The organism is Cupriavidus sp. FW305-46 (assembly GCF_058787075.1).
In genome coordinates, this window is sequence record NZ_JBYSZI010000010.1 from 106,873 (window position 1) to 129,128 (window position 22,256).

Annotated in this window: 21 protein-coding genes; 17 read left to right on the top strand and 4 right to left on the bottom strand. The window is 67.6% G+C overall.

What is annotated here, in order from left to right; all coding sequences use genetic code 11:
- Window positions 1-2 precede the first annotated feature (2 nt).
- Window positions 3-803: an IclR family transcriptional regulator gene (locus AC3WON_RS07365; RefSeq protein ID WP_492317969.1), complete on the bottom strand. Its 801-nt coding sequence runs from the start codon at window positions 801-803 to the stop codon at window positions 3-5.
- 142 nt (window positions 804-945) lie between these two features.
- On the opposite strand from AC3WON_RS07365, the gene AC3WON_RS07370 reads away from it, so the two are divergent.
- The 7 genes from AC3WON_RS07370 (at window position 946) to AC3WON_RS07400 (ending at window position 9,136) form a co-directional block, all read left to right on the top strand.
- Window positions 946-2,034, top strand: coding sequence for a cyclase family protein (locus tag AC3WON_RS07370; protein ID WP_492317968.1), 1,089 nt, complete (start codon window positions 946-948; stop codon window positions 2,032-2,034).
- A 12-nt stretch (window positions 2,035-2,046) separates the two neighbouring features.
- The gene (locus AC3WON_RS07375; protein ID WP_492351524.1) at window positions 2,047-3,669 is read left to right on the top strand and encodes an AMP-binding protein; all 1,623 of its coding nucleotides are present in this window, start codon (window positions 2,047-2,049) and stop codon (window positions 3,667-3,669) included.
- Window positions 3,663-4,856 (top strand): acyl-CoA dehydrogenase family protein, encoded by a 1,194-nt coding sequence (locus AC3WON_RS07380; protein ID WP_492317966.1) that lies wholly within the window; start codon window positions 3,663-3,665, stop codon window positions 4,854-4,856. The genes AC3WON_RS07375 and AC3WON_RS07380 overlap by 7 nt, the downstream gene beginning before the upstream one ends.
- Window positions 4,857-4,870: 14 nt before the next feature.
- Window positions 4,871-5,599: an SDR family oxidoreductase gene (locus AC3WON_RS07385; protein WP_492317965.1), complete on the top strand. Its 729-nt coding sequence runs from the start codon at window positions 4,871-4,873 to the stop codon at window positions 5,597-5,599.
- A 76-nt stretch (window positions 5,600-5,675) separates the two neighbouring features.
- Entirely contained in the window at window positions 5,676-6,782 is a 1,107-nt protein-coding gene (locus tag AC3WON_RS07390; protein WP_492317964.1) for a Bug family tripartite tricarboxylate transporter substrate binding protein, read from the top strand.
- A gap of 80 nt (window positions 6,783-6,862) precedes the next feature.
- Entirely contained in the window at window positions 6,863-8,107 is a 1,245-nt protein-coding gene (locus tag AC3WON_RS07395; RefSeq protein ID WP_492351525.1) for an ABC transporter substrate-binding protein, read from the top strand.
- Between the two features lie 30 nt (window positions 8,108-8,137).
- Complete coding sequence (locus AC3WON_RS07400) at window positions 8,138-9,136, top strand: Bug family tripartite tricarboxylate transporter substrate binding protein (protein ID WP_492317962.1); 999 nt, start codon at window positions 8,138-8,140, stop codon at window positions 9,134-9,136.
- Window positions 9,137-9,139: 3 nt separating this feature from the next.
- Here AC3WON_RS07400 and AC3WON_RS07405 read toward each other — a convergent pair whose 3' ends face one another.
- A complete protein-coding gene (locus AC3WON_RS07405) occupies window positions 9,140-10,060 on the bottom strand; it encodes a LysR family transcriptional regulator (RefSeq protein ID WP_492317961.1) in 921 nt (306 codons plus the stop codon).
- A gap of 189 nt (window positions 10,061-10,249) precedes the next feature.
- Between AC3WON_RS07405 and AC3WON_RS07410 the strand changes: the two genes are divergently transcribed.
- Both AC3WON_RS07410 and AC3WON_RS07415 read left to right on the top strand, forming a co-directional pair.
- Window positions 10,250-11,593, top strand: coding sequence for a DUF3100 domain-containing protein (locus AC3WON_RS07410; RefSeq protein ID WP_492351526.1), 1,344 nt, complete (start codon window positions 10,250-10,252; stop codon window positions 11,591-11,593).
- A gap of 24 nt (window positions 11,594-11,617) precedes the next feature.
- Window positions 11,618-12,790, top strand: a complete 1,173-nt coding sequence (locus AC3WON_RS07415; RefSeq protein ID WP_492351527.1) for a M20 aminoacylase family protein — start codon at window positions 11,618-11,620, stop codon at window positions 12,788-12,790.
- A 10-nt stretch (window positions 12,791-12,800) separates the two neighbouring features.
- On the opposite strand, the gene AC3WON_RS07420 is transcribed toward AC3WON_RS07415, so the two are convergent.
- A complete protein-coding gene (locus AC3WON_RS07420; RefSeq protein WP_492351528.1) occupies window positions 12,801-13,382 on the bottom strand; it encodes a hypothetical protein in 582 nt (193 codons plus the stop codon).
- Window positions 13,383-13,484: 102 nt separating this feature from the next.
- On the opposite strand from AC3WON_RS07420, the gene AC3WON_RS07425 reads away from it, so the two are divergent.
- The gene (locus tag AC3WON_RS07425) at window positions 13,485-14,027 is read left to right on the top strand and encodes a MarR family winged helix-turn-helix transcriptional regulator (protein ID WP_492317957.1); all 543 of its coding nucleotides are present in this window, start codon (window positions 13,485-13,487) and stop codon (window positions 14,025-14,027) included.
- Here the strand turns inward: AC3WON_RS07425 and AC3WON_RS07430 are convergent.
- A complete protein-coding gene (locus tag AC3WON_RS07430) occupies window positions 14,024-15,247 on the bottom strand; it encodes an IscS subfamily cysteine desulfurase (protein ID WP_492351529.1) in 1,224 nt (407 codons plus the stop codon). The two genes, AC3WON_RS07425 and AC3WON_RS07430, sit on opposite strands and share 4 nt — an antisense overlap.
- Window positions 15,248-15,614: 367 nt before the next feature.
- Here AC3WON_RS07430 and AC3WON_RS07435 point away from each other — a divergent pair, with 367 nt between their 5' ends.
- The 7 genes from AC3WON_RS07435 to AC3WON_RS07465 form a co-directional block, all read left to right on the top strand.
- On the top strand, window positions 15,615-16,160 hold the full coding sequence (locus AC3WON_RS07435) for a flavin reductase family protein (RefSeq protein WP_013952145.1): 546 nt from the start codon (window positions 15,615-15,617) through the stop codon (window positions 16,158-16,160).
- Window positions 16,161-16,196: 36 nt separating this feature from the next.
- Window positions 16,197-17,681: a 4-hydroxyphenylacetate 3-hydroxylase family protein gene (locus AC3WON_RS07440; protein ID WP_010812511.1), complete on the top strand. Its 1,485-nt coding sequence runs from the start codon at window positions 16,197-16,199 to the stop codon at window positions 17,679-17,681.
- A gap of 45 nt (window positions 17,682-17,726) precedes the next feature.
- Window positions 17,727-18,107 carry a cupin domain-containing protein gene (locus AC3WON_RS07445; protein ID WP_492317955.1) on the top strand — a complete coding sequence of 127 codons (381 nt, stop codon included), beginning with the start codon at window positions 17,727-17,729 and terminating at the stop codon, window positions 18,105-18,107.
- A 2-nt stretch (window positions 18,108-18,109) separates the two neighbouring features.
- Window positions 18,110-19,453, top strand: a complete 1,344-nt coding sequence (locus AC3WON_RS07450) for an amidase (protein WP_492351530.1) — start codon at window positions 18,110-18,112, stop codon at window positions 19,451-19,453.
- A gap of 47 nt (window positions 19,454-19,500) precedes the next feature.
- Window positions 19,501-20,727, top strand: a complete 1,227-nt coding sequence (locus AC3WON_RS07455; protein ID WP_492317953.1) for an ABC transporter substrate-binding protein — start codon at window positions 19,501-19,503, stop codon at window positions 20,725-20,727.
- Window positions 20,728-20,795: 68 nt separating this feature from the next.
- Window positions 20,796-21,485 carry a DUF2848 domain-containing protein gene (locus AC3WON_RS07460; protein ID WP_492351531.1) on the top strand — a complete coding sequence of 230 codons (690 nt, stop codon included), beginning with the start codon at window positions 20,796-20,798 and terminating at the stop codon, window positions 21,483-21,485.
- A 49-nt stretch (window positions 21,486-21,534) separates the two neighbouring features.
- The coding region (locus AC3WON_RS07465) for an ABC transporter ATP-binding protein (protein ID WP_492317951.1) at window positions 21,535-22,256 on the top strand (722 nt) is incomplete at its 3' end.

The following is a 22,256-nucleotide window of genomic DNA, read 5'->3' on the forward strand; positions in this document are numbered from 1 at the left end:
TTTCACTGCAGCGCCGCGCGCAACTGCATTTCCGCCTTCCGGACTTCCTCAAGCACCAACCCGGCCACCCATGTGCGCCTGGCCTTGTTCATCCGGGACATCACCGAGGCGACACTCAAGGCGGCGTAGTGCCCCTGGCTGATCTCGAACGCGGCGCCAACCCCACCGGCGCCCGCGGTCACCAGGTTTTCGCTTTCCGAATAGCCCTGGCGCCGCGTGCGCTCCACCAGTTCGAGCAGGCGCAGCCGCGTCAGGCCGGCGGCGTCGTATTCGTCGCGATGGCGCCGGTATAGCGCGTCGATCTCCGCATCGGACAGCCTGGCCAGCAAGGCCAGCCCGGCGGTGCCGATCCCCAGCAGGCGCAGGCTGCCGACCATCAGGGTATGGGCCTTGATCGGGTAGCTGCCTTCTTCCATATGCAGGCAGTGTCCGTAGTCGCCGTTGCGGATGACCAGGAACACCGTGTCCTCGGTCTGGCGGGCCAGCGACTGCAGCATCGGGCGGCAACTGACCAGCACTGGCGCCCGGCTCATCGCAGTCAGGCCAAGCTGCATGGATTCGATGCCGAGGCGGTACTTCTTGGTGTCCGCCTCGCGCTCGACAAAGCCCGCATGCACCAGCCCCGACACCAGCCGGAACGCGGTACTGCGGTCCAGCCCGGTTGCCGCCAGCAGTTCCGCCAGTTCGATGCCGCGCTCATGGGCGGCGCCGATGCACTTGAGCAGAGCCAGTGCGCGCGACAGGCTCTGGGTGCCTGCCACGCCGGTTTCCGCCGGCCCCTTGGCAGCCTGGTTTTTGGTCATGATCACAATGTAATCAAACTAATCAAAATTGCTTGTAGTGTAATCGACGTTCCGCTGGAATAGAAAACAGAGACCACGGCCAGCGTCCGGGAGCCGCGCCCGGCACCGGGACGCCAGTGGCCACCATTCCAGAGGAGACGACATGACCCAGTACAAGTACGTGCACGCCCCCCATGCCCGGCCGGTTGAAGGTGCCGCAACCCGGCGCACGGCGCGCTGGCAGCAACGGCCCGAGCAATCCAACTGGGGCGATTTCGGGCCCGACGACCAGTTGGGCCGCCTCAACCTGATCACGCCGGAGAAGGTCAGGCAGGGCGCGGCGGAGGTCAGGGAAGGGCTGCGCTTCTGCCTGAGCCTGCCGCTGGACTTCCCGGGCGGCAACGCCCTGAACCCGCGGCGCCACCCGCCCGTCATCAAGCCGACGCCGCGCGCGCTGGGGCTGGGCATGAACTTCGCGCTGGCGCGCGAAAACGCCGACCTCACTGACGTGGTCTGCGACGACTACGTGCACATGTTCCTGCAGTACTCGACGCAATGGGATGCGCTGGCGCACGTGGGCGGGCATTTTGACGCCGACGGCGACGGCGTCAGCGAGATGGTCTACTACAACGGCTTCCGGGCGGGCATCGACGTGCAGGGGCCGGACGATGATCCGGCGCTGGACGGCCAGTCGCGCGCACTGGCGCTTGGCATCGAGAAGATTGCCGAGCACGGCGTGCAGGGCCGTGCGGTGATGGTGGACCTGCGCGCGCACCTTGGCGACGGGCATACCCGCGTTGGCTACCGGCAACTGGCGCAGATCATGCGCGACGATGGCGTGACGGTCGAGCCGGGCGACATCCTTTGCCTGCACACGGGGTTTGCGCAACTGCTGCTGAAGCGCAACCGCCAGCCTGAGCCGGACATGGCCGAGCGTTTCGGCGCGGCGCTTGACGGGCGCGACCCCGAGCTGCACCAGTGGATCATCGACAGCGGGATCGCCGCCATCGTGGCTGACAACTACGGCGTGGAGGCCATCCCCGCGCGCCCGCAGGCGGGCCCGTGCGCCTTCCTGCCGCTGCATGAGCTATGCCTGTTCAAGCTGGGCATGCCGTTTGGAGAGCTCTGGTACCTGACACCCCTGGCGCAATGGCTGCGCGCCAACGGGCGCAACCGCTTCCTGTTGACCGCGCCGCCGCTGCGGCTGCCTGGCGCGGTGGGCTCGCCGGTGACACCGGTTGGCACGGTCTGAGCGGGAGCGATCATGGTGGAACGTACCTTGTTCGACTTGCTTGACGCCGCGCCTGCCGATGCGGTGGCGCTGCGCTTCGAGGGCAGCGCGATCACGTACGGCGCGCTGCGCGAGCGCGCCTTGCGCATCGCCGGCGGCCTGCGCCGGCATGGCATAGGCCGCGGCGACGTGGTGGGCCTGTGGCTGCCGAACGTGCCGGACTGGCTTGGCGTTGCCTTTGCCTGCGCCCGCATCGGCGCAAGCGTCATGAGCCTGAACATGCGGTATGGCGCAATGGAAGCCGGCGACTTCATCCGCCGTGCCCGCTGCAAGGCGCTGGTGTACATGCCGGCGTACCGGGGCAAGGATTATGACGCCCTGATGGGCGCGGTGGAGCCGCACAGCCTCGCCACGCTTGCGCTGGCGGTGCCATTGCTGCAGACGCCGGTGCACGCGCCCTTGGGCCGCGCCGGCGCGGTGGCGCACCCGTGGCCACGGCTGGCGCGCGTTGACCTGGATGACCTGGCTGGCGCTGCGCCAGATGCTGTTGCCGGTGGCGAGCCCGGCGATGCGTGCATCATCCTGTCCTCGTCCGGCACCACCAGCCAGCCCAAGCTGATCGTCCATGGCCAGGGCCGGGTGGCGCGGCACGCGGGCGACGTGGCGGCCGCCCTTGCCATGCAGGGCGGCGACGCCAGGCTGCTGCTGGCGATCCCGCTTTGCGGCGCCTTCGGCTACACCGTTGCCATGACCGCGCTGGCCGCCCAGGCGCCGCTGACGCTGGTCGAGAACTTCGAGCCGGCCGAGACCGCGCGCCTGCTGGTGGCGGACGGCATCACGCACATGTTCGGCACCAACGACATGCTGGACAAGCTGCTGGACGCGGGCGGCCCGGAATGGAAGCCGCCTGTGCTGCGCATGTACGGGCATGCCAACTTCACGCCGGGGCTGACGGCTTTGCCGCAACGGGCGCAGCAGCGCGGCATTGCCATGCGCGGCTGCTATGGCCTGAGTGAAACCCTGGCGCTGTTCGCCAGCCAGCCGGCACAAGCCCCGCTGGCGCGGCGCGAGCAATCGGGAGGTGTGCCGCTGGCGCCGGCGGCGCGCGTGCGCGTGCGCTCGCTGGAGACCCGCGAGTGCCTGCCGCCGGGTGAATCCGGTGAACTCGAGCTGCTCACCCCCGACGTCATGCTTGGCTATCTCGATGACGCCGCGGCCACTGCCGCCGCCTTTACCGACGATGGGTACCTGCGTACCGGCGACCTGGCCTACCTGAACGGCGATGGCGGCTTCACGCACCTGTCGCGCATCGGCGATGTGCTTCGCATCGGCGGCTACCTGGTCAATCCGCTGGAGATCGAAGAGGTGGTGCTGTCGGCCAGCGGCGCCGCTGCGTGCCAGGTGGTCGCCGTGGAGGCCCACGGCAGCGCCCGGCCGGTGGCCTTCGTCATGGGCCGCAGCGGCTATACCCATGCCGAGGCCGCGGTGCTGGCCGCATGCAAGGCGCAGCTGGCGGTGTTCAAGGTGCCGATCCGCGTGTTCCGGGTCGATGCCTTTCCGGTGACCCCGAGCCCGAACGGCGAAAAGGTCCGCAAGAACGAACTGCGCACGATGGCCCAGCAGATGCTGGCGGCCGAGGAGACTGCACGATGCTGAAATGGACCCATTGGGATCTTCCCTTCTTCGACGCCAGCCATGCCGCCCTGGCGCGCGAACTCGATGACTGGCAGCAGCGCCAGGCCGCGCTGGCGCCGGAACTGGAGGCCCTGCCGCTGCCGGCCCAATGCCGCCGCCTGGCCGCCGAGCTGGGCCAGGCCGGGCTGCTGCGCTACTCGGTGCCTACGCTGCAAGGTGACGCACGCCCGGCGCTGGACCTGCGCTCGGTTTGCATGGTGCGCGAAGCCTTGTCGTATGGCTCGGCGCTGGCGGATTTTGTGTTCTCGATGCAAGGCATCGGTGCCGCCCCGCTGTGGCTGCATGGCAGCGCCGCCTTGCGCGAGCGATTTCTGGACGGCTGCCGGCAAGGCGGGCAGATTGCGGCCTTTGCGCTGACCGAGCCCGAGGGCGGATCGGATGTGGCCGCTACCGCGACCACCGCCACGCGGCGCGGCGATGTCTATGTGCTGGACGGCGCCAAGACGTATATCTCCAACGGCGGCATTGCCGACTACTACGTGATCGTGGCGCGCTCCGAACAGGCGCCCGGCGCCAAGGGGCTGTCCGCCTTCCTGGTCGAAGCCGGCAGCCCCGGGCTGACCATCGACACCAGCCTGGAGATCGTCGCGCCGCACCCGCTGGCCACGCTGCACCTGCGCCATTGCGAAGTGCCGGCCGCCCACCTGCTGGGTGCGCCGGGCGACGGCTTCAAGGTGGCGATGTCGGTGCTGGACATCTTCCGCTCGTCGGTCGGCGCCGCCGCCGTCGGGATCGCGCGCCGCGCGCTGGACGAGACCGTGGCGCGCATGGGCAGCCGCTCGCTGTTCGGCAAGCCCATGGCCGAGATGGACACGGTGCGCATGCGCGCGGCCGACATGGCGCTGGACATGGAAGCCGCCGCGCTGCTGGTCTATCGCGCCGCGTGGCTGCGCGACGTGCGCCAGGCCACCATCACCCGCGAGGCCGCGATGGCCAAGCTGGGCGGGACCGAGGCCGCGTTCCGCGTGGTGGACAGCGCCGTGCAGCTGTTCGGCGCGCTCGGGATCACGCAAGGGTGCGTGATCGAGCAGCTGTTCCGCGACGTGCGGCCGATGCGCATCTACGAAGGGGCTTCGGAGATCCAGAAGCTGATCATCGGACGCAAGGTGCTGGGCGCACAGCGCCAGGGACCGCACCGCATTTCTTAATACAAGGAGTATCGATGGCTACGAGACGACGCGTGCTGGTCACCGGCGCGAGCAAGGGTATCGGGCGCGCCACGCTGGCGCGCCTGCGCGAGGATGGATATGAGGCCATTGGCCTGGCACGGACCCGGCCGGCAGACCTGGCTGACGACCCGGCCTTTCATTGCTGCGACCTGAACGACCTGGCGCAGACGCGGGCGCTGGTGTCGCGGCTGGCCGCGCAGGAACCGTTCTATGCGCTGGTCAACAATGCGGCGATGGCGCCGACCACCTCGCTGGACGACGCCTCGCTCGCCGACATGGACGACGCGATGCGCGTCAATGTCAATGCGGCGCTGGTGTGCGCCCAGGCGCTGCTGCCGGGCATGCGCGCGCAGGGCGCCGGGCGCATCGTCAACCTGTCGTCGCGCGCGGCACTGGGCAAGGTGAACCGCACCGCGTACAGCGCCAGCAAGGCCGCGGTGATCGGCATGAGCCGCACCTGGGCGCTGGAGCTGGCGGCGTCCGGCATCACGGTGAACGTGATCGCCCCCGGGCCGATCGCCACCGAGCTGTTCCGCACGGCCAGCCCGCCGGACGACCCCAAGACCCGGGCGCTGATGGCGGCGGTGCCGGTTCAGCGCGTGGGCGCGCCGGAAGAGATCGCGCATGCGATCGCCTTCCTGCTGGACGAGCGTTCCGGGTTCATGACGGGGCAGACGCTGCATATCGACGGCGGCCTTACGGTCAGCGCGGTCCGGGTCTGAGCCGGGCCGGGCGCCAGTGATTTCCCGACGCCGGCACCGAACCGTGCGCGGGCCACGCAAAGAGAGGAGACACGACATGAAAGTGCTGGATGCAGAGGGCCGCGGCCAAGGCGGCACCGAGACGGGTGGCGATCATGATGTGGGCGCCGCGAGCGGCAAGGGGAGCGCGCGGGAGCGCGGTGTGTCAGCGCGGCGGCGCAGCGTGCTGCGCGGCCTGTCCGCCGGCCTGCTGGCGCCGCTGGGCTGGCCGGCCACGTCGGCGCTGGCTACGACCGGTGCCGGCGCCTATCCGAACCGGCCGGTGCGCCTGGTCGTTCCGTTCGCCCCCGGCGGCGCCACCGACACGCTGGGCCGGCTGCTGGGCCGCGCCATGGAGTCCTCGCTGGCCCAGCCGATGGTGGTGGACAACCGCGTTGGAGCGGCGGGCGCCATCGGGGCCACGGCCGTGGCCAAGAGCCCGGCTGACGGCTATAGCGTGCTGCTCGGGGGCGTGGGCACCAACATCGTGCTGGCCTACACGCAGCCGTCGCTGCCGTATGACCCGGTGCGGGACCTGATGCCGGTGGCCTACCTCTGCAATGTCGACTATGTGCTGACGGTCGCAGCCGGCAGCCCGTACCGCTCGCTCGACGATCTGCTCGCGGCGGCGCGCAAGCGGCCGCGGGCGGTTTCCTACATGTCCACCGGCATGCTTGGTCCGCTGCATGTCGCACTCGAATACCTGAGCAAGCGTGCCGGCGTATCGATGGTGCACGTGCCGTACAAGGGCGAAAGCCCGGCGCTGGCCGACCTGCTGGAAGGCCGCATCGACGTGGCCGTGATGACCGTGCCATTCACGCGCCCGCTGGTGCAGGACGGCCGCGTGCGCGTGCTTGCCACCATCAGCGCCGAGCGCACGGCCAGCATGCCGGACGTGCCGACCGTGGCGGAACTGGGCTTTCCCGGTTATGCCGTGCCGATCTGGAACGGCCTGTTCGTGCCGGCCGGGACGCCGGCGCCGGTTGCCGAGCGCCTGCACACGGCGGCGGCAGCGGCCATCGGCGCGCCCGCGATGCGCGAGCGCATGGTGGCGCTGGGGGTCACGCCCACCGGCGGCACCATTGCCGGCTATGCCAGGTTCCTGCAGTCCGAGCGCGAGCGCTGGACCGCAATGATCCGCGACACCGGACTGATGGCCGGGTAGCCGTCCGCACCAGCGACGCAAGACGCTCCCACCCCATCGCAAGACCCGACAACGCCGCATCGTACGGCGAGGAGACAGCTATGCAACTTCAATGGCAGGGCCTGGCACGCGCGCGCCGATTTGCCGCGGCATGTGTATGCGTGACGGTATGGTCCGCGCTGGGCCTGGCGGCGCAGCCCGCGCGCGCCGCCGAGTCCGTCAAGATCGGCCTGATCCTGGACATGAGCGGCGTCTACGCCGACATCTCCGGCAAAGGCACCGCCACGGCAGCCCAGCTTGCCATTGCCGACTTCGGCGGCAAGGTGCTGGGGCGCGACGTGGAACTGGTGGTGGCCGACCACCAGGGCCGCGCCGACATTGCCGCCAGCAAGGCGCGCGAATGGTTCGACGTGCGCAAGGTCGACGCCATCCATGACGTGACGGGCTCGTCGACGGCGCTGGCCGTGCTCAACGTCGCCCGCGAGAAAGGCAAGGTGCTGGTGCTCAGCGGTCCGGCATCGGACCGGCTGACCGGCGACCTGTGCTCGGCCACTTCCGTGCATTACGCCTACGACTCCTATGCGCTGGCCAACTCGGTCGCGCGTACCGTGGCCAGGCAGGGCGGCAAGCGCTGGTACTTCATCACGGCCGACTACGCCGGCGGCCATGACATCGTCAATGCGGCCCGGGCCGCGCTGGAGCAGGAGGGCGCCAGCGTGGCCGGCGAGGTACGCCACCCGCTGGGCGCGTCCGACTTTTCGTCCGCGGTGGTGCGGGCGCAAGGCAGCGATGCCGGCGTGATCGGCCTGGCCAGCTTTGGCGGCGACCTGGTCAACGTCATCAAGTCGGCGCGCGAGTTCGGTATCCGTGCCGGCGGCAAGCAGCGGCTGGCCAGCCTGCTGATGTATATCAACGACGTCCATGCCATCGGCCTGCAGACCGCACAGGGCATGGTCCTGTCCGAAGCGTTCTACTGGGATATGAACGCGGAGACGCGGGCCTTCTCGCGGCGCTATTTCGACAAAGTCAGGGCCATGCCGAACATGAGCCAGGCGGCCGTCTATTCGTCCGTGCTGCACTACCTGAGGGCCGTGCAGGCCGCCGGTTCGACCGAGGCGCCCGCGGTGATGCGCAAGATGCGCGAGCTGCCCGTGGCGGACTTCTACGCGAAGAACGGCCGCATCCGAGACGATGGGCTGATGGTGCACGACATGTACCTGTTCGAGGTGAAGCGCCCGTCCGAATCGAAATACCCGTGGGACTACTACAAGCTGCTGGCCACCATTCCGGGCGACAAGGCCTTCAAGCCGCTGGCGGAATCGGGCTGTCCGCTGGTGCGTCGCTGACCGGGCGCAAGGCCGCCCAAGGAGATCGTGATGAATGCAAACCTGTATCGGAACGCTGCCCGCCTTGCCTGGCTTCGCATGGCAGGCATCGCCTTGCTGGCGATGCTCTGCAGCGGCGTGGCGCATGCCGCCGGCTACCCCGACCGTCCGGTCACGCTGATCGTGCCAGGCCCGCCTGGCGGCAGCGGCGACATCACCGCGCGGCTGCTGGCCAAGGAACTGGCCGGCAGCTGGGGCCAGCCGGTGCTGGTCGAGAACCGGCCCGGCGGCGGTGGCATTGTCGGCGCCCAGGCGCTGATGCGGGCACCGGCGGACGGCTACACGCTGATGATGGGCAATACCGGCGTCAATGCCATCAACTACAGCCTGTACCCCAAGCTGCCGTACACGCCCGCCGACATGGCCGGCATTGCCGACGTGCTGGTGTTTCCCAATGTGCTGGTGGTCAAGGCCGACTCGCCGGTGCGCAACGTCGCGGACCTGAAGCGGCTGGCATCGGCGCAGCCGGGGCGCCTCACCTTCAGCTCATCCGGCATCGGCCAGACCACGCACCTGTCGGGCGAACTGTTCAAGCTACGCACCGGCATCGACGCGCTGCACGTGCCGTACAAGGGCGCCAACCTGGGCCTGGCGGCGGTGATGTCTGGAGAGGTGGCGTTCATGTTCGACAACCTGCCGTCGGCGGAGGGTCAGCTGCGCGCGGGCACCGTCAGGGCCCTGGCGGTGACGGGCACGGAGCGCGTGCCCGGGCTGCCGCAGGTGCCGACCATGGCGCAGGCAGGCGTGGACGACTTCGTGGTCACCGGGTGGTTCGGGCTGGTGGCGCGCGCCGGTACGCCGCAGCCGGTGATCGATGCGGTCCACCGGTCGGTAGCCGCCATCCTGGCGCGCAAGGAGTTTGGCCAGCGGCTGCAGCAACTGGGCGGCCGGCCAGGCGTGCTGGGTCCGGCAGCCTTCGATGCCTTCATGCGCAGCGAGCGCGACCAGTGGGGCAAGGCGGTGAAGGCCTCCGGCGCAACGGCGGAGTAGGGCCTACTCCCCAGTCATCAGCGCCGAGAAATCCCCCACGATCTGCCGCAACAGCCGTGCCGCCGGCGGCGACAACACCCGGCCCTGGCGCGACACGGTCTGGATTTCCCCCTGGTAAAGCAGGGGGTTTTTCATTGGCAGCGACACCACGGGCGCCTCGTTAAGCTGGTTCCACAAGGCCAGGCGCGTACACAGGACATAGCCAAGCCCCGCCGCCGCGAAATGCCCCAGCGCATTGAATGACGAGGTGGTCAGCAGCGACTGCAGGCGCACGCCCTCGCTGATCTCTGCGGCCTCGATGTGCTGGCGCACGCCGAAGGTCCGGTGCAGGGTGGCGCCGGGGTAGGGCAGCAGGTCCTGCAGGTCCAGCGGCCGGCCCAGCTGCGCCAGCGGGTGCGAGGCCAGCACCTGGGTCTGGATCGGCATCGGATGGGCGTGGTGGCAGCGCAGCCGCGCGTCCCTGGGCGGCTGGAACACCAGTCCGATATGGGCGCTGCCATCGACAATGCGCTGCACGATCTCGTCGGTGCTGCCCACCGACAGGTCCACCGTGATGCCCGGGTGGGCCAGCATGAAGGTGCGCAGGCTATGGCGCATCAGCCATTCCACGAAACCTTCGCCCGCCACGATGTCGATATGGCCGCGCGCCACCTTCTGGATGCTGTCGAGTTCGGCCAGCAACTGCTGCTTCTGGTTGTTCTGGTTGCGGACATAGGCGGCCAGCAGATCGCCCGCCTCGGTGGCAACCACGCCGCGGCCATGCCGCTCCAGCAGGCGCGTGCCGCAGTCTTTCTCCAGCACGGCGATGGCCCGGCTGACGGCTGAGGGGTCCATGTCGAGGACTTCGGCGGCGCCGCGGACCGAGCCGCTGTCGAGCACCTGCATGAAGTAGCGCACGCGCCGCGTGTCCAGTTTGTCGTCCATCGAAAGCACGTGTCACTCCGCTTGAGCGTTGCATTGAATGCAACAAGTTTCCCATATCACGATCATTGATGAAACGCTCAGGCGCCGGAATACTAGCCTGATCCTTCCCGGTAAGCGGTCAAGATCGAACCGGAATGCCGAAGAGAGCACGTTTGTGCGACATAAGCAGCCTTCCCGCGGAGACACCCGATGACCAACCCCATTGCCCAGCCGGCGCTTGCGTCCGCTTCCCCGATTGCCGCCGTCACCGGCAGTGGCAAGGTACGACTGGCCGTTGTCACGCTGGTCGTGGTGGCGATTGCCGAAACCATTGGCGCGGTGCAGTTCAAGCTGGGGCCCGGCAAGGTCGTGCTGATGCCGATGCTGTGGGCGCTGCTGATGGCCGCGGCGTGGGGCATCGCGGCCCGGAACGTGCCGCGCGCGGTGCGCATCGACGCGCCGCTGCAATCGCTTGCCACCGGGCTGCTCAATGCCGGGCTGCTGCTGTTCGTGGTGAAGCTCGGCCTGACCGTGGGCGGCGCGCTGCCGCAGCTCAAGGACGCGGGCTGGGCGCTGCTGTTCCAGGAGTTCGGGCACGCGCTCGGGACGCTGGCGCTGGGCCTGCCGCTGGCCTTGCTGCTCGGCATCAAGCGCGAGGCCGTCGGCGCGACCTTCTCGGTTGGGCGCGAGGGCAATATCGTCATCATCGGCGAGAAATACGGCATGGCGTCGCCGGAAGGCCGCGGCGTGCTGGCCGAGTACATCACCGGCACCGTGCTGGGCGCGCTCTTCATCGCGGTGCTGTCGGGGTTTGTCAGCAGCCTGGGCATCTTCGATCCGCGTTCGCTGGCCATGGGTGCCGGCGTGGGCTCGGGCAGCCTGATGGCGGCGGCCGTCGGCGCCATCGTCGCGCAGCACCCCGGGCAGGCTTCCGAGATCATGGCGATTGCCGCGGCGTCGAACCTGCTGACCTCGGTGGCCGGCTTCTATTTCACGCTGTTCCTGTCGCTGCCGCTGTGCTCATGGCTGTACGGCAAGCTGGAGCCGGTACTGGGCCGCTTCTCGCGCCGTGACGCCATGCGCGAGGTGCAGGACGTCAAGCTCGATGGCGCGCTGGCGCATGGCACCTCGGCGCGGGATGCCGCGCTGGGCTGGTTCGTGGTCGGCGCCGGCGTGCTGATCGGCAACAAGTTGTCATACAACGTGCCGCTGTCGGTATCGCTCAAGGGCATCCTGGTGGCCATTGCCATCGTGGCGGCCTGCGACCTGCTCAAGCGCGTGTTCCCGCGCGTGCCGCTGCTGCTGACGATGTCGGTGGTGGTCACGCTGATCGGCGTGCCGGGGATGTTCCCGTTCTCCGACGCCGTCATCGCCATGACGGAAAAACTCAATTTCATGACCTTCACCACGCCGGTGCTGGCGCTGGCGGGCTTCTCGGTGGCCAAGGACCTGCCGGTGTTCCGGTTGCTCGGCTGGCGCATCGTGGTGGTTTCGCTGACGGCCACGGCCGGTACCTTCCTCGGCGCCACGCTGATTGCCGAGTTCTTCCACTGAACCCACCCGTAGCAGAGATTACCCATGCACCGCGACCCCGACATTGCCGACGACATCCGCCAGGACATGCTGGCCTGGCGCCGCGACATCCACGCTGTTCCGGAAACCGCATTCGAAGAACACCGCACTGCCGGCATCGTGGCGCAGGCGCTGGGTCTGATGGATATCGAGGTGCAGCGGGGACTGGCGACGACGGGCGTGGTCGGCACCCTGCGCAACGGCGACGGCCCCAGCATCGCGCTGCGCGCGGACCTGGATGCGCTGAACATGCAGGAGCTGGGCAAGGCCGCCCACGCTTCCACCTGCGCGGGCAAGATGCACGCGTGCGGCCACGACGGCCATACCGCCATGCTGCTGGGCGCGACCGCGCACCTGTCGCGCCACCGCGATGCCTTCCGCGGCACGGTGCATTTCGTGTTCCAGCCCGCCGAGGAGAATGAAGGCGGCGGCCGCGTGATGGTGGAAGAGGGCCTGTTCGACCAGTTCCCGGCCGATGCCGTCTATGGCATGCACAACTTCCCCCAGTTGCCGCGCGGCAAGTTCGCCATCCGCGCCGGCACCATGACCGCGTTCCTCGACAACTTCGAGATCGTCATCACCGGCAAGGGCGCACATGGCGCCCAGCCGCACCACGGCATCGATTCCGTGGTCGTGTCCGCGCACCTGGTCACCGCGCTGCAGACCATTGCCAGCCGCCGCACCGATCCCACCGATGCGGTCGTGGTCAGCATCACGCAGATCCACGGCGGCGATACCTGGAACGTGCTGCCTGAGTCGGTGGTGCTGCGCGGCACCATCCGCACGCTGAACCCCGCGGTGCGCGACCGCATGCAAACCGCGATGCGGCAGATCTGCGAGGGCGTGGGCACGACCCACGGCGCGCGGATCGCGATTGACTACCGCCCCGGCTACCCCGGCGTGGTCAACACCCCCGCCGAGACCGACGCTGCCATTGCCGCCGCCGCCCAACTGGTGGGCGCCGACAACGTGAAGACCGATATCAAGCCGGCAATGGGATCGGAGGACTTCGCCTTCATGCTGGAAAAGCGCCCCGGCGCCTATATCGGCATCGGCGCGGGTGAAAGCGCGGAGGACCCGCCGCTGCATAATCCCTACTACGACTTCAATGACAGGATCCTGCCGCTGGGCGCGGCGTATTGGGTGGCGCTGGTCGCGCAGCAATTGCCGGCCAGATGACCCGCGCCCGTCAAGGCATGCGGGCCGCTTGCGCGAACACATTCAGGAACCCCAGCGCGGGTTGCGCGCTGGCTTGCGCTTGGATGCTGGCAGCAAGCACCGGCGCCGGCAGCCAGGGATAGGGCAGTGCCGCCTGCAAGGCCGCCAACGTGACCGCGCCGGGATCGGCGATCGTGTCCATCCGTTCGATATGGATATGCAGGCTGGCGATACGGTACGTGCCGTCATCGCCGGCGGCAAAGCCCCAGCGGTAATCGCCCTTGCCGACGCGCAAGGCGCTGGCCGCGGTTTCCCGCATCACCACCAGCCAGGGGATCGTCATGGCGTTGCCGTCCAGCGCCGCCGCAACGTCGCCGAGGTAGTAGGTCCGGCAGCGGTCGAACGTCTTCGCAAACTCGCTGACCAGCGTCGCGGCAATGGCATCCGCGCCTTCGGCCTTGGGCGGGAAGCTGATGGAGTCGGTATCGATCGAGAAGGTCAGCGACGCATCCGGAGCGAAGGCTTCGTGGATCAGCGCCGGACGATTGTTGTCTTTGGCCTCGACGTATTGGGCCAGCCGGGCTTTGGCGGTGGCGAGCGGGATTGTGTTCATGCTGGACTCAGGCGTTTGGATTAAGGGAGGGGCGGGTGTTGCGGGGAGTTTGATAGAATTTGGCACAAAGCTTGCATCAAAAGCTAAGTGGACATTCCGCCGATGGCAACGACTTCTGCAAACAAGAACCTGACCGTTACGCATCCGGCGTGCCTGGTCGACGGCTCGGACCGTGAATTCCGGCACCTGGTGAATGGCCTGCTGCCGTTTGCCGCGCGCCTGCTGTCCGTGCGCGACGGCTTTGGCAGCCTGATCGGCCTGACGGGGGTCCAGTATTCGCTGATCCGCTCGATCCTGCACCTGTCGCAGCAAGGCGAGGTGACGGTCAACCAGCTCGCCGACCATCTGCACCTGAGCGGCCCGTTCATCACCATCGAGACCGGCAAGCTCAAGAAGCTGGGGCTGATCGACAAGAAGGCCCATCCCGAAGACAAGCGCAAGATGCGTCTGACCATCACCGCCGCCGGGACCCGTCTGCTCAATGAACTGCTGCCGGTGCAGCAGCAGATCAACGACGTATTGTTCGACGGCGTTTCCCGCACCGAATTCAAGGTGCTGTGCTCGGTGGTCGACCGGCTGGTCGCCAACGGCGATCGCGCCGCGCTGGATCTCGAACATCTGCAGGCGCGCCGGCAGAAGGGCTAGTGCGCGGCCCACTGCACCGTGCCGACATCGATGCCCTGCTGGTGCATCTCCCATAGCGGGCTCAGTTCACGCAGGCGGGTAACGGTCTCGCTGACCTGCCGGATGACCTCGTCCACCTCTGCCTCGGTGGTGTATCGCCCAAGCGTAAAGCGGATCGAGCTATGTGCCAGCTCGTCGCTGCGGCCCAGCGCCCGCAGCACGAACGAGGGCTCCAGTGAAGCCGAGGTGCAGGCCGAGCCTGACGACACCGCCACGTCCTTGATGCCCATGATCAGGGACTCGCCTTCGACATAGTTGAAGCTGATGTTCAGGTTGTGCGGGATACGGTGCGCCAGGCTGCCGTTGACGTAGACCTCGTCCAGCCGCGACAGCCCCGCCAGCAACCGGTCGCGCAACGCGCCCACGCGGCGCGCTTCCTCCGCAAGTTCGAGCTTTGCCAGCCTGAAGGCCTCGCCCATGCCCACGATCTGGTGCGTTGGCAGGGTGCCTGAGCGCATGCCGCGCTCATGCCCGCCGCCGTGGATCTGCGCCTCGATGCGGATGCGCGGCTTGCGCCGCACGTAGAGCGCGCCGATGCCTTTCGGGCCATAGACCTTGTGCGCCGTCACGGTGAGCAGGTCGATCTTCAGGGTATCCAGGTCGATGGCGATCTTGCCGGCGGCCTGCACCGCATCGCAATGGAACACCACCCCCGCCGCGCGGCATAGCTCGCCGATCTGCGCGACTGGCTGGATCACGCCGATCTCATTGTTGACCATCATCACCGAAACCAGGATGGTGTCCGGCCGCATGGCCGCTCGCAGCGCGTCAAGGTCGACCAGGCCGTCGGTGCCGACGTCGAGATAGGTCACCTCAAAGCCCTGCCGTTCCAGCTCGCGGCAGGTATCGAGCACGGCCTTGTGCTCGGTTTTGACGGTGATGATGTGGTTGCCCTTGCCGCGATAGAAATGCGCCGCGCCCTTGATCGCCAGGTTGTTGCCCTCGGTCGCGCCGGAGGTCCAGATGATCTCGCGCGGGTCCGCATTCAGCAGCGCCGCCACATGCGCGCGCGCGGCCTCGACTGCCTCTTCCGCCTGCCAGCCGTAGTAATGGCTGCGCGATGCGGGGTTGCCGAACTGCTGGTGCAGGTAGGGAACCATCTTCTCGACGACCCGGGTGTCGACCGGTGTCGTCGCGCTGTAGTCCATGTAGATCGGAAGGGTCTTCGGCTCGGATTGCATAGCGCTCATTCCTGGAGGCGGATGGGGACGACCGTGGGCAAAGCGTACCCGCTGGTCAAGGAAAGTGGGGCCGAGTCTAGCACCGGGTAGCGGCCGTTCGCGGCAGCGCCATGCTGCCGGTAGGGTTGCTTGACGCGCGGACAGCTGCAATTCCGGTTGCATGGCGCCACCTGTTCGCTAACCGGAAAGCCTTGTCCAGAAAGGGTTTCCGAACTTCATTGAGTCGCCTCGGAGGGCTGTCCGGCTCCGCATTCTAGGGTTTCCACCAACTTGGATAGCGTTGTTTTTTAGCATTCAATAAAACCTAAATTACAAAGGTAAATAACAAAGTAACCGGTTTGGTGAGAACACTTGCGTAGGAGTCGTGATGGCTGAGTCATCTGTTGGTCAGGGCGTCAAAGCGGACGCCGAAGCGGACGCAGAAGCGCACCGCCGCTTCAGGAATGCGTTGGCGATGTTTGCAACAGGCGTTGCCGTGATTACCGCGCCGCGCGAAGAAGGGCTGCCGGTCGGCATCACGGTGGCGTCGTTCAACTCGGTATCGCTGGACCCGCCGCTGGTGCTGTTCTCGGTGGACCGCCGCTGCCTGAGCCTGGGCGACCTGCGCAGCGCGCGGCGCTATGCCGTCAACGTGCTGGCCGAGGCGCAGCAGGATATCTCGAACCGCTTCGCCAGGGCCAATTCCGGCAAGTGGGAAGGCATCGGTTTCAGCAAGCGCAACGAGGACAGCCACGTGCTGCTGCCGGACGCGCTGGCCACCTTCGAGTGCGAGCCCTATGCCATGCACGACGGCGGCGACCACGTGATCTTTATCGGGCGGGTGGTCCGTCACCAGGCCCGCCAGGACGGCCGGCCCCTCATCTTCTTTGGCGGCAAGTACCGGGCACTGGAAGACAGCCCGGCCGCCGCCTGAATCCACAAGAACAGACAGTCAGCACAGGAGAACGACATGATCAAGACCGGTAACCAGCACATCGCCATGCTGCGCGATGGCCGCGAGGTGTACCTGGACGGCAAGCGGGTGACGGATGTCACCAGCCACCCGGCCTTCCGCAACTCGATCCGCAGCTACGCCAACCTCTACGACTTCCAGGCGCAGCCGGGCAATATCGACAAGATGACCTTCCAGCCGGCGGGCACCGACCGGCGCGTCAGCCGGATCTGGGAGCTGCCGGCCAGCTACAACGAACTGGTCGAACGCCGCCAGATGCTGGAAGCCTGGACCGAACTGCACTACGGCTTCATGGGCCGCTCGCCCGACCACGTGGCTTCTTGCATCTCGGGCATGTACATGGGCATCGATGTCTTCGAGCAGGCCGATCCGGCACGTGCCGGCGCGCTGCGCGACTACTACCGCTATGCCCGCGACAACGACCTGTTCCTCACCTATGTGATCGTCAACCCGCAGGCCAACCAGTCCAAGTCCGCGCACGAGCAGGAAGACAAGTACCTGGCGGTGGGCATCGTCGACCAGGACGCGGAGGGCATCACCGTGCGCGGCGCCAAGATGCTGGCGACCAGCGGCATCATGGCCAATGAGGTCTTCTGCAGCTGCATCCAGCCGCTGCGCGAGGGCGACGAGATGTATGCGCTGTCCTTCGCAGTGCCGATGAACACCAAGGGCCTGAAGGTGATGTCGCGCAAGTCGTATGAAGCCAATGCCACCTCGGTGTTCGACAACCCGCTGGCCAGCCGCTTTGACGAGAACGACGCGGTGCTCTATTTCGACGACGTCAAGGTGCCGTGGGAGCGCATCTTCGTCGCGGGCGACGTGGGCTTGTGCGCCAGGCAATTCCACGCCACGCCGGCGCACGTCTACCAGAACTACCAGTGCCAGGTGCGGCTGATGGTGAAGCTGCGTTTCCTGGTAGGCCTGGCGCACCGCATCACCGAGATCAACGGCACCAACAGCTTCCCGCAGGTCAGGGAAATGCTGGGCCAGCTCGCCGCCGAAGCAGGCATGGTCGAGGCCTGGGTCTACGGCATGGAGGCCAAGGGCCAGGTCGGCAAGCATGGCTACTTCGTGCCGGACCGCAGCATGCTGTACGGCTCGCAGGTGGTGACCCAGCAGCTCTACGGCAAGGTGCTGGCCACGCTGCGCGAGCTGGCCGGCGGCGGCATGATCATGCTGCCGTCGAGCATCGAGGATTTCGCCAATCCGTCGCTCGCCGGGATCATCGCCAAGACGCAGAAGTCGCCGGTGTGCAGCCCGGAAGAGCGCGTCAAGTTCTTCAAGCTCGCCTGGGACGCGGTCGGCTCCGAGTTTGCGTCGCGCCACAACCAGTACGAGATGTTCTATGCCGGCGCCACCTTTGTCACCAAGGGGCATGCCTATCGCACCTACGACTGGCAGAACGCATCCGGCCTGGTCGACAACATGCTCGGCAGCTATTCCCTTGAAAGCGAACTGGCCAAGCTGCCGCAGGCCGCCTGACGTTCCGCACCTTTCCCAATTCCCGCATCGAACACGGAGATCGACATGGCAATCACCAAACTTCACGACGAGTTCCACACCCTGGACCTGGAGTCCGGCTGGGAGGTCCCCCACGGCTATCCGTCGGGCATCCAGCAGAAGATCCTGGCCGGCTCGCTGGACGAGAACGGCCGCAGCGGCAGCCGTACGCGCCTGCTGCGCTTCCAGCCCGGCGTGTTCACCACCTCGCCCTTCGTGCATGAGTACTGGGAAGAGGTCTATCTGCTCAGCGGCGACCTGACCGTCGGCAACGACGCCAATGGCAAGGGCGGCGAAGCCTTCGTCCCCAACACCTACGCCTGCCGCCCGCCCGGCGCCTTCCACGGCCCGTTCAAGTCCGACGGCGGCTGCATGCTGCTGGAGATCCACTACTACGACCCGGCCTGATCATGGAAGCGACCATCGCAACCGCGCAGCGCCAGCTTGCCGCGGGCAGTGCCAACGCGCTGTCCCTGCTGGCGTCATGCGTCGAACGTATCTGCAATCCAGGCGGCGAGGGCGCGCGCGTATTCCCGCATGGCGTGAGCATGGCGGCGCGCAAGCAGGCCCAGGCCAGCGACATGCTGCGCGAGCAGGGCGTGGCCGGCCCGCTGGCGGGCGTGCCGGTGTCGGTCAAGGACCTGTTCGACGTGCAGGGCGACGTGACCCGCGCCGGCGCACGTGTGCTGCCGGAGCGTGCGGCCAGTGCCGACGCGCCGGTCATCGCGCGCTTGCGTGCGGCGGGGGCGGTGTTTGTCGGGCGTACCAATATGACCGAGTTCGCCTACTCGGGCGTCGGCATCAATCCGCACTACGGCACGCCACGCAATCCCTACGACCGGCAGACGGGTCGCATTCCCGGTGGCTCGTCGTCGGGGGCCGCGGTGTCGGTGACCGACGGCATGGCCCTGGCCGCGATCGGCTCCGACACCGGCGGCTCGTGCCGGATCCCGGCCGCGTTGTGCGGCATCGCCGGCTTCAAGCCCACGGCGCGGCGCGTGCCGCTGCAGGGCACGGTGCCGTTGTCGCCCAGCTGTGACTCGGTGGGCTGCCTGGCCAACACCGTGGCGTGCTGCGCCGCCGTTGATGCCGTGATGGCGGGCGAGGCGCCGCCCGCGGGGCCGGCGCCGCTGGCAGGGCTGCGCCTGGCGGTGCCCACCGGCCTGGTACTGGAAGGCATGTCGGACGAGGTGGCCGAGGTCTTCAGCCGCACGCTGCGCCGGCTCTCCGCGGCGGGCGCGCTGCTGCAGGACGTGAGCTTCGACAGCTGGGACCAGCTGGCCGGCATCGGCGCGAACGGCGGCCTGGTCGCCGCGGAAGCCAGTGCCTGGCACGGCAGCCTGCTGGCTGAGCAGGCCGATCGCTATGACCCGCGCGTGCTGTCGCGCATCCGGCTGGCTGACGGGCAGCGTGCCGCCGACTACCTGCGCATGCTGCAGCGCCGGGGCGAGCTGTGCCGGCAGGCCGATGCCGAGCTGGCGGGATTCGATGCCGTGGTCCTGCCCACCGTGCCGGTCGTGGCGCCGCGCATCGCGGACCTGGACGACGACGAAGCCTTCTTCAGCACCAACCGGCTGCTGCTGCGCAACCCGGCCATCGCCAACATGCTCGACCTGTGCGCGCTGTCGGTCCCATGCCATCGCCTGGGCGACGCGCCGGTGGGCCTGATGCTGTTCGGGCGCCACCTGTCCGACCGCAGGCTGCTGGCCATCGGCATGGGCATCGAGGCGGCATTGCGGCACGAGCGGGGCTGAGCCCCCGCAGCAGTACAGAAGTACCCATAACTACAGTGGAGACAACAATGCCTGATATCCGTACCGGCGCCGCCGTACTGGCCTGCGCCATCCTGTTTGCGGCGACTGCTTCTGCAGCCGACCCGGCCCCCATCAGCGACGGCGTGGTCAAGATCGGTGTGCTGACCGACATGTCGTCGATCTTTTCCGATATCGGCGGCAAGGGCTCCGTGGTGGCCGCGCAGATGGCCGTGGACGATTTCGGCGGCAAGGTGCTGGGCGCCCCCATCCAGGTGGTCAGCGCCGACCACCAGAACAAGACCGACGTCGCCGCCACGCTGGCGCGCGGCTGGTTCGACAACCAGAAGGTCGACGTGATCCAGGACGCCCTGCCGTCCTCGGTCGCGCTGGCCGTGTCCAACCTGGGCAAGCTCAAGCACAAGATCGTCATCGCCAGCGGTGCCGGCACCACGCGCCTGAGCAATGAAGACTGCTCGCCCTACACCATCCAGTACTCGTACGACACCTACGCCTTTGCCGCCAACACGGTCAAGGCGCTGGCCCGGCGCGGCGACAACAGCTGGTACTTCCTGACGGTCGACTACGCCCTGGGCGCGTCGCTGGAGAAGGACGGCACCGAGGCGCTGTCCAGTGTCGGCGGTACCCTGAAGGGCAAGGCCAGGCATCCGATCAACTCCGCCGACCTGTCGTCCTACCTGCTGCAGGGACAGTCCTCGGGTGCGAAAGTGATCGGTTTGGCCAACGCTGGCGCCGACACGGTCAATGCGATCAAGACCGCCGCGGATTTCGGCATCAACACCGCGGGCAGGCAGAAGCTGGCCGGGCTGCACATGTTTATCAGCGATATCCACAGCCTGGGGCTGCAAGCCGCGCAGGGCATGACGCTGACCACATCGTTCTACTGGGATCGCGACGACGCCACGCGCGCGTGGTCGCAACGCTTCTTCGACAAGACCGGACGCATGCCGACCCTGGTGCATGCCGGTGTGTATTCGTCGACCACGCACTACCTGAAGGCGATCCAGGCCGCGCGCACCGATGACAGCGATGCCGTGCTGGCGCGCATGCGCGAGACCCCGGTCAATGACTTCTTCGCGAAGAACGGCACGATCCGCGCCGATGGCCTGATGGTGCACGACATGTACCTGGTCGAAGTAAAGCGGCCGCAGGAGTCGAAGCGGCCGTGGGACTACTACAAGATCAAGAGCGTGATTCCCGCGAGCGAAGCGTTCCGCCCGCTCAGCGCAAGCACCTGCCCGCTGGTCAGGAAGTAAGCCCATATCCCTCACCGAGGCCGGCATTCCAGCCGGCGCTCCACCCCATTGCAGAGAGGCAACCGATCATGAAGACCCTCACCTTTGAACTCGTCAGCCGCCAGGGCAAGTCGCAACGCACCGTCACCATCCACCAGCTCATCGTGGCGGGCTGGACCGGCCGCGACGTCGAAGCCATGGAAGCCCACATCCGGGAACTGGAAGAACTGGGCGTGAAGCGCCCGCCCTATACCCCGGTGTTCTATCGCGTGGCTGCGCAACGCCTGGGGCCGGCCCCGGAGATCCAGGTCAGCGGCGGGGCCAGCAGCGGCGAAGCCGAGTTCCTGCTGGTCCGGGACGGCGATGACATCCTGGTGGGCATTGCCTCGGACCATACCGACCGCGAAGCCGAGACCTACGGCATCACCGTGTCCAAGCAGATGTGCGAGAAGCCCTGTGCGTCGGCCTTGTGGCTCCTTTCTGAGGTGGAAGGCCACTGGGACCAGCTGGTGCTGCGCTCCTACGCCACCATCGACGGCGAGCGCGTGCTGTACCAGGAAGGCCCGGTGACCGCCATGCGCTCCCCGGCGGACCTGCTGCAGCGCTTCAGCGGCCATGGCGGCGACTTTGGCGAAGGCTCGGCGATGCTGTGCGGCACGCTGCCCGCGATCGGCGGCATCCGCCCGGCCGAGCGCTTCGAAATCGAGCTGGAAGATCCGGTGCTGGGGCGCACGCTGCGCCACGCGTACGCGGTCGCTGCGCTGCCCGTGGCGGGCTGAGCATGCCGCGCCATCCCAACCGACAAGGCAGCGCCACGGAGTCAAGGCCATGCACCAAGACCTGATACTAGAGACCCGCAACCTCGGCAAGGCCTTCCGCGGCTTTACCGCGGTGAGCGACGTCAACCTGCAGGTGCGCCGCGGGTCGATCCATGCGTTGATCGGGCCCAACGGCGCGGGCAAGACGACTTGCTTCAACCTGCTCACCAAATTCCTGGAGCCGACTACCGGCACAATCCTTTTCAACGGCATCGACATCACCCGTGAAAAGCCCGCGCAGATCGCGCGGCGCGGCGTGATCCGTTCGTTCCAGATCTCGGCGGTATTCCCGCACCTGACGGTGATGGAGAACGTGCGCATCGGGCTGCAGCGCCAGCTCGGCACGGCGTACCAGTTCTGGCGCAGCGAGCGCTCGCTGGACGTGCTCAATGACCGCGCCATGGAACTGCTCGAACAGGTCGGCCTGACCGAGTTCGCGCAGACGCTGACGGTGAACCTGCCATACGGCCGCAAGCGCGCGCTGGAGATCGCCACCACGCTGGCGATGGAGCCCGAGCTGATGCTGCTCGACGAGCCCACGCAGGGCATGGGCCACGAAGACGTGGACCGCGTCACGCAGCTGATCAGGAAGGTCTCGGCGGGCCGCACCATCCTGATGGTGGAACACAACATGAGCGTGGTTTCGTCGATCGCCGACAAGATCACCGTGCTGCAGCGTGGCGCGATCCTGGCCGAAGGCCCGTATGCCGAAGTGTCCAGGGACCCGCGCGT